Here is a 16,379-nt window from a genome sequence, read left to right on the forward strand (position 1 = left end):
AAAACAGATATGAGTCAAACTATAAAAAAGCCCATAGTTAGTAAGGAATTATTATTTCCTTTTATCATTATTACTTCTTTGTTTGCTCTTTGGGGTGTTGCAAATGATTTAACCAATCCAATGGTTTCAGCATTCAAAAAAGTAATGCCAGAATTATCTAATATGCAAGCATCATTAGTGCAGTTTGCCTTTTATTTTGGATACTTTTTTATGGCTTTACCAGCAGCACTGTTTATTAGAAAATATAGTTATAAATCAGGAATTATATTAGGATTAACATTGTATGCTATCGGAGCTTTTTTGTTTTATCCTGCAGCAGCATTTCAAGAGTTTAATTATTTTCTAGTGTCTTTATGGGTAATTACCTGTGGTTTAGCATTTTTAGAAACCACTTCTAATCCTTTAATATTAGCTTTAGGAGATGCCGAAACAGCAACGCAACGTTTAAATTTAGCACAAGCTTTTAATCCTGTTGGGTCTTTAATGGGAATGATTGTAGCTCAGCAATTTGTAATCTCAGCCTTAAAATCCGATGACAAAGATGAGACAGGTACATTGGTTTATGATACTTTATCGGAAACTGCAAAAGCCGCTGTTCGTGAGAATGATTTAGGGGTAATTAGTGTGCCTTATATTGTTTTAGGATTGGTAGTTTTGGCTATTATGGTGATTATTATGGCAACCAAAATTCCTAAAACCGATGATAAAGATAAAATGGAGCTAGGAGCTTCATTTAAAAAATTATTTGCAAATAAAAATTATGTTCAAGGAGTTGTTGCTCAGGCTTTTTATGTAGGAGCACAAATTATGTGTTGGACGTTTATATTCCAGTATGTAGACAATATCAATGCAGGGTTGCCAGAAAGTGAAGCCTTAACAGCAACATGGTATAATGTAGCGGCCATGATTATCTTTTTGTCAGGAAGATGGATAGGAACAGGTTTGATGAGAACCATGAATCCATCAAAAGTATTAATGATGTTTGGAATTGGTGGCGTTGTTTTTTGTACCGGAGCTATTTTATTGCCAGGAATGATTGGTTTGTATTCTTTGGTAGGGGTTTCTATGTTTATGTCCATCATGTTCCCTACTATTTATGGAATCGCTTTAAAAGATATGGGTGATGAAGCCAAAATTGGTTCAGCTGGTTTGGTTATGGCTATTGTCGGTGGTGCTTTAATGCCAGTTTTACAAGGAAGTATTTTAGATTGGGGAGGTGAGGGTTTTTCTGATGTAGAAATATTAGGATACATTCCAGAAGTGAATTTCTCATTTATTTTACCTTTAATTTGTTTGGCAGTAGTGGCTAAATATGGACACACAACTTATAAAAAATCAATGTAAATGACTATAACAAGATATTGTTTCACTTGTGATTTAAAAGATGATGACGTGTTAATAGCAGAATATAAAGCGCATCATAAAAACGTTTGGCCAGAAATTATCGCAAGTATCAAAGAGGCAGGAATTGTAGATATGCAAATCTATCTATCAGGAAACAGAATGTTTATGATTATGGAATGTGATGAAACTTTTGATCCTGTTCAGAGAGCTAAAAAGGATGCAAACAATCCAAAAGTGCAAGAATGGGAACAATTGATGTGGAAATATCAACAAGCCATTCCTTGGGCAAAACCAGGAGAAAAATGGATAGCATTAGAGAAAATATTTCAATTGTAAGATTGTTGAGCCTATATAAATTAAAACCTGTGATTTTTTAATTACGGTTTTTTTTGTTTTTAGGTAGTTATTATAATGACTAAAATTTCTTGATTTGTTATGGCAAATTGCTAATTCTTATGTTGTATCTTTGCAGTCCAAATTTTTTGGAACTTTAAAATCAGTACGTTATGGTGAAAATTGGTGATATAGAATTGTGTGACTTTCCTTTATTATTGGCTCCTATGGAAGATGTTAGTGACCCTCCGTTTAGAGCATTGTGTAAAGAGCAAGGAGCAGATTTGGTGTATACTGAATTTATATCATCAGAAGGATTGATTCGTGATGCAGCCAAAAGTGTAAAAAAACTAGACATTTACGAAAAAGAACGTCCGGTTGGAATTCAAATTTTTGGTGCAAACTTAGAATCTATGCTACGTACGGTGGAGATTGTTGAGCAATCTAAGCCTGATATTATTGATATCAATTTTGGATGTCCAGTTAAAAAAGTAGTAAGTAAAGGTGCTGGTGCGGGGATTTTAAAAGATATTGATTTGATGGTTTCTTTAACCAAAGAAATGGTAAAACATACCAAATTACCAGTGACTGTGAAAACACGTTTGGGTTGGGATGAAAGTTCTATTATGATTGAAGAAGTTGCAGAACGTTTACAAGATGTTGGGTGTGCCGCTATTTCTATACATGGACGAACTCGTGCTCAAATGTATAAAGGGGATGCAGATTGGACCAGAATTGCTGCGGTAAAAAACAATCCAAGAATGCACATCCCTGTTTTTGGAAATGGAGATGTTACTTCTCCAGAACGTGCCATTGAAATGAGAGACGATTACGGTTTAGATGGTTGTATGATTGGTCGTGCTGCGATTGGAAATCCTTGGTTTTTTAAAGAAGTAAAACATTTTATGGCTACAGGGGAACATTTGCCAATAGCTTCAATTGAAGATAGAGTAGAAGTTGCTCGTAGACATTTAGAAATGGAAATTGCTTGGAAAGAAAATGAAGTACAAGCGGTGATGGAAACACGTAGACATTACGCAAACTACTTTAAAGGGATTAAAGATTTTAAAGATTATAGAATTCGCTTAGTGACTGAAGAATCAGCTCAAGGCGTGTATGATGTCATGAATGAGATTTTAGACAGGTTTGCAGGAGTAGAAAACTTGATGCAAAAATAGAGTCAATTAAGAATTAAAAATTAGGAATTACGAATTCGTAATTCTTCACTCGTAATTTGAAATTGAAAAGTTATCTTTTCTTAACAAATCTTTCAGAAATCCTTCCGCTAGCCAATAAACTAGCCAAGGCACCAAAAAGGATAATGGTAATGCAAACCACCCAAATGTTTTCCCATTCAAAAGCAATAGGATAAGCAATGCTAGGAGTAATCATTACGAGTTCGTAATGAAGTTGTGCAAATACGATGGTGATTCCAATTCCTAAACCAACAAACATTCCTATGACATTTAATAAAAATCCGTAAGTAGCAAAAATACGTCTTACACTTTTTAAAGGAGCTCCTAGATTTAAAAGTGTTTTGATGTCATTTTTTTTATCTACAATTACCATAATAATGGTTCCACTGGTGTTAGATAAAACCATCATAACCACTAATAAAGAAACCAAGTAGGCAATTAATTTTTCGGAATTTAAAATCTTATAAAAAGAACCGTTGATTTCTTCTCGTTTGGAAATTCTATAATCAGGAAAGTTTTCTTTTAAATACTCAATCGTATTACTAGGGTTTATGTCGTTTCTAAGTGCTACATCCACATAACTTACTTCGTTAGGAGCTTTACTTAACAGTTGCTGACTTAAACTTAAAGGAACGTATACAAACTTATTTTCTTCTTGGTTTTGATTAGAAATTACACCAACAACTTGTGGTTTTATGGTGGTAAAAGCATTATTAGGATTAGAAATATATCCTTTTCCAGCTTTGGGTACGTAAATTTGGAGTAAATCTGTATAAACGTTTAAATCTAATTTTCTAGTTAATTGATATTCTGTAATACAGGTATTGGTACTATTAGCAGCAAACCATTCACCAACCATGACCAAAGAATCTAAAGGTGTTACTTTGTTAAAAAGGCTATCTACTCCTTTTATGTAAGCAATTTCTTCTTTGTCTTTGTTTTTAAAAAAAGCACGTTCCTCCAGTATTTTAGTATAAAAAATGGAATCTGGAGTTTTTTGTATTTTTTGGATGAAGGTATCATCAACCAAAAAAGTTTTTCCTTGTATAGGACTGATACGAATATCAGGAGTATCAACATCTAAAATGCTTAAACTATAGTCTTTAATTCCGGAAAAAACTGAAAGAACTATAAATAGCGCTGTGGTTCCAGCCATCACTCCCAAACATGCCAAAATGGTAACAAGATTTATAATGTTGTTACCGCTTTTAGATTTTAAATAGCGTTTGGCAATGTATAGTGGAAACCTCAAAAGCTTAAGATTTTTTTCTTTTGTCTAAAATTTCAGGATTGTAAATAGGGTTTACATCTTTTCCTTTTAAAGAATCATCTATGTTTTCTATATAATCCAAAGAGTCATCACCAAAAAACAATAAATTAGGCATACGTCTTAATTGGTGTTTGGTACGTTGAGCCAATTCGTGACGAATTCCCACTACGTTTGCATTTACTGCTTTAATAATTTCCGCTCTTTTTTCTGATGGAAATACACTTAAGTAAGCTTTTGCTTGACCTAAATCTGCAGTTACATTTACTTTAGATACAGAAATAATTACTCCTCTTAAACCATTTCTTGCATCAGCTTGTAAAACTTCGGCTAAATCTTTCTGAATAACGCCTGCTATTTTCTTTTGTCTATTTGTTTCTTCCATATGGCAAAGATACGATTATGAATTACGATTTTACAATTACGTATTAAGAATTATTAGTCTGATAAACTTATGACTCCATACTTAATGCTTTATACTGATAACAAAATTTTTAATAATCATTTTTTGATAGTACCTTGCAGACAAATTATTGAAAATATACCATGTCAAAATCTTTTGAAAAGTATCAAAAAAGACGTTTACAAGCCTCTTACTTATCGGTAGTGTTAAGTATTACAATGGTTTTGTTAATGATTGGTTTTTTAGGATTAACGGTGTTAAAATACCGTAATTTAAGTGGTTATTTTAAAGAAAAAGTAAGTATTACTTTGTATTTAAAAAACAACATGTCTGACAAGCAACAAACGGAATTAAAAAAGTTTTTGGCAGATAAAGACTATACCAACAAAATTAGATTTGTCTCTAAAAAACAAGCTGCTGAAGAGTTTAGTAAAGATATAGGAGAAGATTTTTTAAGCTTTTTAGGAGATAATCCTTTAAAAAGTTATTACGAAATTAGGTTAAAAGCTGATTTTGTAAATCCAGCGCAATTAGTATACATCAAAAAAGAATTAGAAAAAAATGAGTTTATTGAAGAAGCAGCTTACGATGCTCCTTTGGTAGATTTGTTGACTAAAAATATCAAAACCATTGGTTTCTGGTTAATTGTTGGGGCATCGGTATTGGCATTTATATCGGTATTGTTGTTAAATAGTTCTATTAGATTATCTATTTACTCTAAAAGATTTACGATCAAAACCATGCAAATGGTTGGAGCTACAAAATCATTTATTAGAAAACCATTTATTTTAGGAAGTGTGCGTTTAGGATTGGCAGGAGCATTTTTTGCTTCAGCTATTTTATTAGGGATTTGTTATAAAATAAATCATAAATTACCTGCTTTGGCGTTGTTAGAAGATGTTAAAGTATTGGTTTTAGTAGTTGGAGGAATTTTTGCTTCAGCAATAGTTATTACTGCTGCGAGTGCTTTTATGGCTACTCAAAGATTTTTACGTTTAAAAACAGATCAACTTTATTTTTAAGTTATGAAACAAAAATTTGCATCAGACTTTGTGTTTGGAAAAAGAAATTATCAACTGATGTTGATTGGTTTGGCTTTTATTGCTGTTGGATTTATTTTAATGTCGGGTGGAGGCTCTGACAATCCAGAAGTATTTAACGAGTCGATTTACAATTTTAGAAGAATTAGAGTTGCACCTACTTTGGTGTTGATAGGATTTGGAATTGAAATTTGGGCCATTTTAGCAAAACCATCAAAATAATAACATGGGAATATTAGAAGCAATTATTTTAGGTATTATTCAAGGATTAACTGAATTTTTACCTGTATCCTCTAGTGGGCATTTAGAAATAGCAAAATTTATATTAGGAGACAATTCTGTGCCAGAAGAAAGTTTAACTTATACGGTTGTATTGCATTTTGCAACAGCTTTAAGTACCATTGTTATTTTTAGAAAAGAAGTTTTTCAAATTTTAAAAGGATTATTTCAGTTTAAAATAAATGATGAATTTATGTTTTCTTTAAAAATAGTCTTATCGATGATCCCTGCTGTTGCTATTGGACTATTATTTGAAAAAGAATTAGAATCTTTTTTTGGAGGAAAAATACTTTTTGTTGGAGCCATGTTATTGGTAACGGCAGTACTTTTGTTGTTGGCCGATAGAGCTAAAACAACCAATAAAGATGTAACCGTAGCAGGTTCAATTATTATTGGAATTTCTCAAGCCATTGCTATGTTACCTGGTATTTCTAGATCTGGGGCAACCATTTCTACTTCAGTAATTTTAGGAGTAGATAGAAATAAAGCAGCAAGGTTTTCTTTTCTAATGGTAGTGCCATTGATTTTTGGGAAAATAGCGAAGGATCTTTTAGGAGGAGATATTCATGTTGCTTCACAAGAAATGATTCCCATGGGAGCTGGTTTTGCAGCTGCATTTGTTGCAGGATTAATTGCTTGTCAGTGGATGATTGCTTTGGTTAAAAAAAGTAAGTTAATTTATTTTTCTATTTACTGTGCAGTTGTTGGAGTGATAGCAATTACTTATACCTTTTTATCTTAAATGAATACATTAGAGGCGTATAAGGAAGGGCAGGTGTTGTTGATTGACAAACCGCTACATTGGACATCTTTTCAGGTAGTGAATAAATTACGATGGGTCATTAAACAACATTTTGGACTTAAAAACATCAAGGTTGGCCATGCAGGAACGTTAGATCCTTTGGCTACGGGTTTGTTAATTTTGTGTACAGGAAAGTTCACTAAAAAAATAGAAAGCTACCAAGCGCAACATAAAGAATATACAGGAACCATTGTTTTAGGAGCAACGACTCCAAGTTATGACTTGGAAACAGAGATTGACGAAACATTTCCTACAGATCATATTACTTCTGAAATGATTTATGAAACCACGAAGCAATTTGTGGGAGAAATAGATCAAGTGCCACCCATTTTTTCTGCTATTAAAAAAGAAGGAAAGCGTTTATACGAGCTAGCTCGTGAAGGAAAAACGACTGAAATAAAATCAAGAAAAATAACCATATCTGACTTTGAAATTACAGGAATAGATTTTCCAAATGTACATTTTAGAGTAGCGTGTAGTAAAGGAACTTATATACGTTCTTTGGCGTATGATTTTGGAAAAGCTATCAATACAGGTTCTCATTTATCAGCTTTAAGAAGAACCAAAATTGGAGATTTTAAGGTAGACGATGCTATTACCGTAGAAGAATTTCTGCAAGATTTTGGATTAGAACTAAAAGAAGAAAAATTATAACTTGATGTTTTATTAATTTAAAACATCCTAGAATACCAAGTGTCCTCGGCAGGTAATTCCCAATCAGACTCTAGTTCTTCTTTGGTGTTGATAAGGTTGTCAAAAACAATGGTGTTTTTATTTACACTTTTGTTTTTAATCAATTTTTTAAATTCTTTGACATCTTTGTATTGAACAAATTCACCTTGTTTAAAACAAACATTTAGTTTGTCTAGCAATTCAATTTCATGTTCCAGTTGTAGTGTAAAAATAAAGCTTACCAATTCATCAATAATGGTGGTGGTAATTGGTTTGGTGTTGTTAATGGCAATAATAATAAAACGTTGATATTTGATGTCAAATCCAGCTTCAATGTCATTTTTATCACACCATTGTGTTACAAAATTATTTACTTTGGTTTCAATTTCGGAAAAAAGGTCAGCATGAAACTTTTTATTGCTAGGATATAAAAAGACTTTGGCGTTGTTTTCAAGCTGATTAAAATCTACTAACATAAATTAATTTTGTTTATTGCAAATATATTAGCTATCCCTAAAATAATCGTTTATTTTTTTAATTATTTAAATTTTGATTTTTAGAGGATTAACTTTTTTAAAATGATATAAATTTTGATGCGGTCTATCATCATCCATAAGATTCTTATATATTTGTGTCTATGAAATACATCACCTTATTTGTAACGTTTTGTGCCGTTTTCATTGCTTGTGAGCAAAAGAAAACCGAGACAGCTGTGAAGGCAGAAAATGATGAAAAATATTTAAGTGCTAAAGATGAAACCATTATTTTTGATTCTGTTGCTCCAGTAAAAGTGATTTATAAAGACTCTATTTTGGATTGGAAAGGCTATTTTAAAGTTACCGAAGATTTAAAACGTTTAAAAAAAACAACACCGAACGAAGTTTTAAGTGTAGCAGAAGAATTGGTGAAAGATGTAGCATTAATGAGAGATTCTATCACGGTAAAAGTTTTAGATGAAAGAGGCATGAGAGCAAGAATGAATGCCTTGTACAATCAATCTTTAAGGTTGCAAGAAATGAAAGATATTCCAGCCATTACCGTTCCAGAAATTACCAAACAAACCCAAGGTCTTTTTACCATTTTTAGAATGATCAATACCAAAATTAATGCGATATATGAGCAAAATGATTTTGAACAAGAGTTGCTTGATGATAATTTTTTCTTTTCTAAAATAGATTCTATTCAGTAGTTTGATATATTATTGGTTGTACTCGGACAATGCTTCGTATATCAAGTTAGATTCATAACCTTTTCTAAGTAAAAAATCAGCTACCTTTTTTTTCTTTTTATAGAAGTTACTTTCTTTGGTGTTTTCCCATTTTTGAGAGGATAAAGTATATAGTGTTTCTATATATTCTTTTTCATCAATTTCTTTTAGCGCTGTTTTGATATTATATTCTGAAATGTTTCTGAATGTTAGTTCTTGGATAATTCTAACTTTTCCGTATTTTTTTATTCTGAATTTACCTCTGGCAAAACTTTTAGAAAATCGTTCTTCGTTTAAAAAGTTGTGTTCCATTAAATGCAAAATAATCACTTCACAAGCCTGTGGTATCATTCCCATTTTGTAGAGTTTTTCTTCCACTTCTTTATGACATCTATCTTGGTATACACAATAGTTTTCTAGCGCTCTTTTAGCTTCTTCTACAGTATATGTTTTTTTATGTTGCATACCACTAAAATAAAAAGAAAGCTACAGATGTTTAAAATATCTGTAGCTTTATATAAAATGTTTATGTGTTAAGTTTAAAAGTTGTATGCCAATCCTATATTAAAAAAGTTTTGTTTTAAGGTAGCATTGATATCAGTTCCTAGTCCATTAGATATATCATCATCATATTCATCACCTAAACTATCAGATAATTGAATCGAATAGTTTGCGATAAGATCTAATTTTTCGGAAAGTTCAAACCCAATCCCTAATCCTAATGCGAATGAAATTTTTCTATAACCATCTACATCTTCCTCTTCTAAAAGATAATCTATTTTTGGTCCAACAGTAAGGAAAACTTTTTCATTAGGATAATAATTAAATAATAATGGAATTTGTAAATATTCCAATTTGTCATCCCCTTCAGAGTCTTCAGGTGTCAATTGAGTATATAAGATACCGGGTTTAAAACTGTATTTTGAATTGATGTTGACTTCTCTGGTCAAACCAACAAAAAAACCATTTCCGTTAACAGACTCTGAATTACTTTCATCAAATTCAGAAGCACTAATTTTAACTTTTAGTTTAACAGTACTATAACCAGCAGTAATACTTGTTTTACTTTCTTGGGCTTTCGCAAAATTTGTACCTAGTACCAATAATGCTAACAATAACAATTTTTTCATCCGCCAAAAATACTTAAATAATTGTTAAGTGATGTTCTGTAAAAACTAAAAAACGGACTGTGTATAAACACAGTCCGTTTTTAATAAGTCTCCTGAAATAATACTTATTTATTTTTAACTCTCACTTTAATTTTATGTAGCAAGTAAAACATTACCGGTACAATAATTAACGTAAGAAAAGTAGCAAAGGTCAATCCAAAAATTACAGTCCATGCCAATGGTCCCCAGAAAATAACGTTATCACCTCCCATATAAATATTAGGGTTTCCGGTACTGAACAAAGCAAAGAAATCAATGTTAAAACCTATGGCCAATGGCACCAATCCTAATACGGTAGTAATGGCTGTTAAAATTACAGGTCTTAAACGAGCTTTACCTCCTTGCACAATGGCATCATAAGCATGTTCTATAGAAATAACTTGTCCCTCAGGAAGGTCTATTTCTTCCGCTTTTCTATCAAATAATAACTGTGTATAATCTAGTAAAACTACTCCGTTGTTTACTACAATTCCAGCCAGTGATATAATTCCCATCATGGTCATCATAATTACAAAACTCATTCCTATTCCAATAATTCCAAAGAATACCCCAGTAAAACTTAAAAATATAGCCACCATAATAATAGCAGGTTTTGTTACTGAGTTGAATTGGAAAACCAAAATGAACATAATTAATCCTAATCCTGTAATTAAAGCTCCCATTAAGAAACTCATTTGTTTGTTTTGTTCTTCAATTTGTCCAGTAAAATCAAAAGAAATTCCTTTTGGAGAATCAAAATCAGCCATTTCTAATTCAATTTGTTTTACCACTGCACCCGCATCTTTATAACCAGGAGCTAAAGCAGAATAAACAGTTACAGTTCTTTCCCCGTTGATATGTTTAATAGCGCTAAAAGAGGCTGTGTTTCTACGAGATATTAATGCAGAAATAGGCACTTCTTTTAATTGTCCATCATTTTGATCACGGAATACTATATTTTGGTTGAATAATAAACTAGTGTTGGTTCTGTCTTCTTTTTTAAAACGAACATACATGTCGTAATCATCACCATCTTCTTTGTAAACACTTGCTTTTTCTCCAAAAATAGATCGTCTAAGTTGATTGGCAACTGAAGCAACAGGTACTCCTAAAGCACCCGCTTTTTTTCTATCAACATAAACCTCCATTGCAGGTTTTGCTTTGTTTACATCTACTTTAAGTTCGTCAATTCCGGCAATGCTACGCTCAGAAATAAACTTTTGCATTCTTTGTGCTACAGAAATCAACTCATTGTAATCTTTTCCTTGTATTTCTATGTTAATAGGATATCCTGCAGGAGGTCCCGCTGCATCTTTTTCTACAGAAACACTAAGACCAGGATATTTGTTTTTTAAATCTTCTTGAACTTTAAGTCTCAATTCTTCGGAATCTGCACCTCTACGGTATTTATACTCACGCATGGTAGCGGTAATTTTACCTCTGTGTGGCATTTCAGAATCTCCACTATCAGTTTGTGGATTTCCAGCTCCCATTCCTACTTGTGAAACAGCAGATTCAACCAAGAAATTGTAGCCATTATCTACATACTCATCACTGTTTAATATTTTATAAACACGTTGTTCGATGTCTTTCGTGATCTTGTTGGTTTTTTCAATATCTGTTCCTTGTGGATATTCTAAATACACAATGATCTGATTCGGCTTATTGTCTGGGAAAAACTCTACTTGCGTTTTTCCAGAACCTACAGAGGCACCAAAAACCATAAAAGAGGCAATTAATAAAACAAAAGTACCACCTAAAAATACATAGGGTCTCCAGCTACTTAAAGAAAAACGTAAGGCTTTTTCATAAGCATCTTCAAAATAGGTTAGCATTTTTTCTTGGAAGAAAATAGCTCCGTTTTTGATAAATAATCTGTACAACCAAAATAAGATACAGGTAACTACCATTAAGCTACCTAGTCCTCTCACAACACCACCAAACAACATAATTGGAATTCCAAATCCACAAAGAACAATAGTTAATCTTGTTAATTGTTTATAGGTTAATTTTTTTTCTCCAATAGTCATGAATTGAGAAACCAAAACTGAGTTAAAGAAAATAGCCACAAATAAAGAAGACCCTAATACAATAGATAGTGTGATAGGAAAATACTTCATAAATTGTCCCATAATTCCTGGCCATAAACCAAGCGGGATAAAGGCTGCTACCGTAGTTGCTGTAGAAATAATAATAGGATAAGCAATTTCACCAATTCCTTTTTTAGCAGCTTCGGTTCTAGACATTCCCTCTTCATCCATCAAACGGAATACGTTTTCAACCACAACAATACCGTTATCAACCAACATTCCTAATCCCATAATCAACCCAAAAAGAATCATGGTATTCATGGTGTATCCTAATAAATCAATAATCCAAAAGGACATAAACATAGACATTGGAATGGCAAAACCAACAAACAATGCATTTCTAAATCCTAAGAAAAACATTAGTACCATTACTACTAATAAAATACCAAAAATGATGTTGTTTACTAAATCATCTACCTGATTTAAGGTATTAGAAGATTGGTCGTTACTAATGGTAACGGTTAAATCACTTGGCAACTCATCTATTTGAGCTTTTTTGATAATTTCTTTGATTTTATCAGCAGCTTCTACCATGTTTTTACCAGCACGTTTTTTAACATCTAGCATGACCACGGTTTTACCCCATTCACGAGCATAGGTTGTTTTTTCTTTTTCTTTAAAGAAAACCTCTGCTACATCTTTAAGATAAACAATACCTCCTTGTCTTTTAATTACAAAGTCTTTAAGCTCTTTAGGATCTTCAACTTCACCTAAAATTCTAATAGTTCTACGTTGTCCACTGGTAATTAAGTTTCCAGCAGACATGGTTACATTTTCTTGTTTAATAGCATTGATAATGTCGTCAAAACTAACTTTAGCGGCAGACATTTTATAAACATCCACAGCAATTTCAACTTCTTTTTCTTGAGCTCCACGGATGTCTACCTTTTTAATTTCAGGTAATTCTTCAATTTCATCTTGTAATAGTTCCCCAAAAGTTTTTAACTTTTCTACAGTATAATCTCCAGTAAGGTTAATGTTTAAGATGGGCATTTCCTCTGAAATGTTTAAATCAAAAACAGAAGGATCTACCTTAGCTCCGTTAAATGTTGGCCAATCTTCTCCAGATTTTACAGCATCAACCTTATCTTTTACTTTTTGTTTGGCAGCTTCTACGGTAATTTTTTCATCAAACTCAACAATAATAATTCCGTAATCTTCTTGTGAAGTTGAGGTTACTTTGTTTACGTTACTAATGTTTTTTAGTTCGTCTTCTAGTGGGTCTACAATTAAACGCTCTATATCTTCGGCAGTGTTACCAGGATACATTGCATTTACATATATTTTAGTTTCCTTTACTTCTGGAAAACTTTCTCTAGGCAGATTGTTGTAAGCAGTAATTCCTAAAATTAGGATAACTGCAGCCAACACATACATGGTGGTTCTATTGTTGATAGCCCATGATGACCATGCAAATTCTTTAATGGTGCTTTTTTTCTTTTCAGACATGATCAGCTTAGTTTAAAATAGTTACTTCTTGACCTTCTTTAACAGATCTTGCTCCTTCTACAATAATTAATGTATTTGGTTTTAGTCCTTTGGTAACTTCGATATCATTTTTATTAGTTTTACCCAGTTCAATAAATGTTTTGTGAGCAATGTATTGGTTTCCTTTCTTTACCGCTGTAAAAATATACTCTTCATTGTTTTCATTTTCTGAAATAATACTTTGAGGAATTAAAATAGCAGCTTCGTTATGGTAATCGTTAATATTTAAACGAACAGACATATTTGGTTTTGCTTCAATAGTACTAGGAATATTCATTTCTACCTTAAATTTTCTGTTGTTAGGGTTGATGAAATTTCCTGCTTGTGTAATAGTAGTTTCAGCCGAAGCATCTAACACAGGAATATAAATATCAACTTTTTTTCCTTTTTTAACATTAGCGATAAATGTTTCAGGAACTTCAGCACTAATAGTCATATCGCTTAAGTTAACCAAACGTACAATAGGAGATTGTCCAGGCATAACATAAGACCCTTCTTCAGTAATAATATCATCAATAATACCACTATAAGGTGCTTTTAAATAGGTTTTATCTATTTGTGCTTTTAAGTTATCAACCGCTTTAGATTTAGCAGCATAAGCAGTTTTAGCTTGTAAGAACTGAATTTCAGAACCAATTTTTTGATTCCATAAACGTTCTTGTCTTTCAAAAGTAGTTTTAGCTAATTCAGCATCAGCTTCTAACTGTGCCAATTGATCTTTTAAACCAGAATCATCAATAATAGCAAGGGTTTGTCCTTTCTCAACTCTTTGACCTTCTTTTACCAGAATAGATTTAAGAGCTCCATTGATTTCTGGATAAAGAATTAAGTTTTGTTTGGTTTCTACATTTCCTTGTATTTCTACATAGTGATAAAAATCTGTAGTACTTGTTAATAAAGTAGATACTAAAACAGTCTTTTTAACAGTATCTAATTTAGAAATTGCAATTTCTAATTCTTTTACTTCGCTAACAAGCGCATTTCTTTTTGCTTTAAGTTCTTTTATATTTTTAGATGCAATTAAATCATCAATTGTTTGTTCTTTTTTGGTTCCACACGCAATCATGGTAGTTGCGGCAATGACGAATAATATTTTTTTCATAATTCTATTTTTGAGAGCGGTTTAGTTTTGTAATGCGTTTAATTCTGCTTTTTTGTTGATAACATCAACCATGGCTTGTAAATATTCTTGTTGACTACTATATAATTGCATTTGTGCTTGTCTTAATTCAAAGCTACTAGCAATTCCTTCTTTGTACTTAATGTTGTTTTTGTTTTCAATACGTTCCGCCAGTTTTAAATTTTGCTTTTTGTTTTCTAACGTACTGATAGCCAAATCTAAATCAGATTGAATGGTTTGGTAATTGATTTGTATTTGTTCTTCGGCATCTATCAAATTGTTTTGTGATTTTAACCACTCTATTTTAGCTCTTTTTCGTTTCGCTGTGCTGGAAAAAGAAGAAAAGATTGGGATGTCTACGGTTACACCAAACATTGCAGTTGGAATCCATGACTGACTACTTTGTAAAAATGTAAAGCTGTTACTGTTACCAATATAATTTCCAGTTAAAAAACCACTAATACTTGGTAATAATTTAGCTTGCTCTAATTTGTATAATAGTTTTTTAGAGGTGGTTTCGTTCTCTGCAATTTTATAATCGATATTGTTAAATACAGAAAAATCAGTAAAGGTTGTTGGTTGATTTTTGGTTTCTGCAATTAACGTTTGTAAATCTTGAGTAAGCGTAAGGGGTACATCCTCTGTAAAACCTAAAGTTAATCTTAATAATTTTATAGAAATGTTATGCATTCTTTCTAAACTTTCTAGGTTGCTTTTAAGGTTGTTTAGAGTGATTTGAAGTTGTTCTATGTCTTCTTCTTCAGCAAATCCATTTTGTAACATTGCTTTAGATTCATTTAAATTGTCTTCTATGCTTTTAATGTTTTTCTGAATCAGTTTTATACTTTCTTCAGTTAATAAAACATTGCCATAAGCACTGGTTACTCCTTTGGTAATTTCTTGATCTGTTTTTGCTTTGGCATTTTCAGAAATGGCTAAAAATACTTTAGCAGATTGTAAACCAACAATGTAAGAACCATCAAAAATAAGTTGTGTTAAGGTAATACTAGGCGTAACGTTTTGTTTTGCACCAAAGTCAATTGTACCGTCACCATTAAAATCGACTCCTGGGAATTGTTGTTTTAGTGCATTTGTATACTCAATTTCACCATTAATTTGTGGCAATCCTATAGCCGTGGTTTCCCACTTTTGTTGTTTTGCAGCCTCAATATCATAGTTAGCATTTTTAGAGGTTCTGCTGTTTGTTAAAGCATAATCAATAGCTTCTTGCAAAGAAAAATCTGTTTTAATGCTATCTAGCACTTGCGTTTGCACTTTTTCTTGAGCAGGAACTATTAAGTATGTTAAAAAACATAGATAAATAATAAAGTTCTTTTTCATAATTAATCTTTATAATTGTTTAGTATTTGGTTTAATGTTTCTAGGCCTTTTTCTGTAGCAATGGCCCTTGTGTGGTATTCTAAATATTCTGTGGCTAAATTAAATTTGTAATTGATATCATTATTTTGATGTTCCATTTCTTTAATACTTTCAATTCCTGCAAAATGGATTTTAACAATAAAGTCGATATTTAAATTTTTTCTATAAAACCCCTCTTCAATCCCTCTTTCAATATTTTTAGTAAAGCACTTTGTCATTGCTTCTCTGTGCTTTTTTTTCATACAGCTATGAATTTCGGGAAAAAACTTTTGAAGTTGACAAATAGATGAAGGATTTTGTTGTTTTACATTGTTAATCATTAGCTCTTTAATTTGAAACAATTCTTCTATTGAGTTTTGTTTCTTATTTTCTATAGCATTAATCCCTTGTAAAATATTGTTAAAAATATTTAAGGTTGTTGCTTCTACCAGTTTATTTTTATTTTTAAAATGAGAGTAAACTGTTTTTTTAGAAATCCCTAATGTGTTTGAAATGTCATCCATAGTTACGCTTTTAAATCCAAGATCTAAAAACATGCTAGTGGCGGTTGTTAATATTTTATCTTTCATTTACATTAAAATTTGCTTGCAAAGATAGTGTTGGAAACTTA

General features: G+C 31.7%; 17 protein-coding genes. 8 read left to right on the forward strand and 9 right to left on the reverse strand.

The window, feature by feature from the left end; translation table 11 throughout:
- Positions 1-9: 9 nt before the first annotated feature.
- The 3 genes from fucP (at position 10) to dusB (ending at position 2,855) form a co-directional block, all read left to right on the forward strand.
- Positions 10-1,344 carry an L-fucose:H+ symporter permease gene (fucP, locus tag QVZ41_RS11090; RefSeq protein WP_302884644.1) on the forward strand — a complete coding sequence of 445 codons (1,335 nt, stop codon included), beginning with the start codon at positions 10-12 and terminating at the stop codon, positions 1,342-1,344.
- Positions 1,345-1,680: an L-rhamnose mutarotase gene (locus QVZ41_RS11095; RefSeq protein WP_302884645.1), complete on the forward strand. Its 336-nt coding sequence runs from the start codon at positions 1,345-1,347 to the stop codon at positions 1,678-1,680.
- Between the two features lie 170 nt (positions 1,681-1,850).
- Positions 1,851-2,855: a tRNA dihydrouridine synthase DusB gene (dusB, locus tag QVZ41_RS11100; protein ID WP_302884646.1), complete on the forward strand. Its 1,005-nt coding sequence runs from the start codon at positions 1,851-1,853 to the stop codon at positions 2,853-2,855.
- A gap of 70 nt (positions 2,856-2,925) precedes the next feature.
- Here dusB and QVZ41_RS11105 read toward each other — a convergent pair whose 3' ends face one another.
- The gene (locus QVZ41_RS11105) at positions 2,926-4,125 is read right to left on the reverse strand and encodes an ABC transporter permease (RefSeq protein WP_302884647.1); all 1,200 of its coding nucleotides are present in this window, start codon (positions 4,123-4,125) and stop codon (positions 2,926-2,928) included.
- Between the two features lie 4 nt (positions 4,126-4,129).
- Positions 4,130-4,525 (reverse strand): 30S ribosome-binding factor RbfA, encoded by a 396-nt coding sequence (rbfA, locus tag QVZ41_RS11110; RefSeq protein ID WP_302884648.1) that lies wholly within the window; start codon positions 4,523-4,525, stop codon positions 4,130-4,132.
- A 161-nt stretch (positions 4,526-4,686) separates the two neighbouring features.
- On the opposite strand from rbfA, the gene QVZ41_RS11115 reads away from it, so the two are divergent.
- The 4 genes from QVZ41_RS11115 to truB are packed head-to-tail and all read left to right on the forward strand — an operon-like array spanning position 4,687 to position 7,318.
- Complete coding sequence (locus QVZ41_RS11115; RefSeq protein WP_302884649.1) at positions 4,687-5,565, forward strand: cell division protein FtsX; 879 nt, start codon at positions 4,687-4,689, stop codon at positions 5,563-5,565.
- A gap of 3 nt (positions 5,566-5,568) precedes the next feature.
- The gene (locus QVZ41_RS11120) at positions 5,569-5,805 is read left to right on the forward strand and encodes a DUF3098 domain-containing protein (RefSeq protein WP_302884650.1); all 237 of its coding nucleotides are present in this window, start codon (positions 5,569-5,571) and stop codon (positions 5,803-5,805) included.
- 4 nt (positions 5,806-5,809) lie between these two features.
- Positions 5,810-6,604: an undecaprenyl-diphosphate phosphatase gene (locus tag QVZ41_RS11125; RefSeq protein WP_302884651.1), complete on the forward strand. Its 795-nt coding sequence runs from the start codon at positions 5,810-5,812 to the stop codon at positions 6,602-6,604.
- A complete protein-coding gene (gene truB, locus QVZ41_RS11130; protein WP_302884652.1) occupies positions 6,605-7,318 on the forward strand; it encodes a tRNA pseudouridine(55) synthase TruB in 714 nt (237 codons plus the stop codon).
- A gap of 17 nt (positions 7,319-7,335) precedes the next feature.
- Here truB and QVZ41_RS11135 read toward each other — a convergent pair whose 3' ends face one another.
- Complete coding sequence (locus QVZ41_RS11135; protein WP_302884653.1) at positions 7,336-7,812, reverse strand: ABC transporter ATPase; 477 nt, start codon at positions 7,810-7,812, stop codon at positions 7,336-7,338.
- Positions 7,813-7,973: 161 nt separating this feature from the next.
- Here QVZ41_RS11135 and QVZ41_RS11140 point away from each other — a divergent pair, with 161 nt between their 5' ends.
- The gene (locus tag QVZ41_RS11140) at positions 7,974-8,525 is read left to right on the forward strand and encodes a hypothetical protein (protein ID WP_302884654.1); all 552 of its coding nucleotides are present in this window, start codon (positions 7,974-7,976) and stop codon (positions 8,523-8,525) included.
- A 9-nt stretch (positions 8,526-8,534) separates the two neighbouring features.
- On the opposite strand, the gene QVZ41_RS11145 is transcribed toward QVZ41_RS11140, so the two are convergent.
- The 6 genes from QVZ41_RS11145 to QVZ41_RS11170 form a co-directional block, all read right to left on the reverse strand.
- On the reverse strand, positions 8,535-9,008 hold the full coding sequence (locus tag QVZ41_RS11145) for a regulatory protein RecX (RefSeq protein ID WP_302884655.1): 474 nt from the start codon (positions 9,006-9,008) through the stop codon (positions 8,535-8,537).
- A gap of 74 nt (positions 9,009-9,082) precedes the next feature.
- Positions 9,083-9,673 carry a porin family protein gene (locus QVZ41_RS11150; RefSeq protein ID WP_302884656.1) on the reverse strand — a complete coding sequence of 197 codons (591 nt, stop codon included), beginning with the start codon at positions 9,671-9,673 and terminating at the stop codon, positions 9,083-9,085.
- Between the two features lie 104 nt (positions 9,674-9,777).
- Positions 9,778-13,230 (reverse strand): efflux RND transporter permease subunit, encoded by a 3,453-nt coding sequence (locus tag QVZ41_RS11155; RefSeq protein ID WP_302884657.1) that lies wholly within the window; start codon positions 13,228-13,230, stop codon positions 9,778-9,780.
- A 7-nt stretch (positions 13,231-13,237) separates the two neighbouring features.
- Complete coding sequence (locus QVZ41_RS11160; RefSeq protein ID WP_302884658.1) at positions 13,238-14,371, reverse strand: efflux RND transporter periplasmic adaptor subunit; 1,134 nt, start codon at positions 14,369-14,371, stop codon at positions 13,238-13,240.
- A 21-nt stretch (positions 14,372-14,392) separates the two neighbouring features.
- A complete protein-coding gene (locus QVZ41_RS11165; RefSeq protein ID WP_302884659.1) occupies positions 14,393-15,730 on the reverse strand; it encodes a TolC family protein in 1,338 nt (445 codons plus the stop codon).
- A 2-nt stretch (positions 15,731-15,732) separates the two neighbouring features.
- A complete protein-coding gene (locus tag QVZ41_RS11170) occupies positions 15,733-16,338 on the reverse strand; it encodes a TetR/AcrR family transcriptional regulator (RefSeq protein ID WP_302884660.1) in 606 nt (201 codons plus the stop codon).
- Between the last annotated feature and the right edge of the window lie 41 nt (positions 16,339-16,379).

This window comes from Wenyingzhuangia gilva (assembly GCF_030519655.1).
GTDB classification, from domain to species: domain Bacteria; phylum Bacteroidota; class Bacteroidia; order Flavobacteriales; family Flavobacteriaceae; genus Wenyingzhuangia; species Wenyingzhuangia gilva.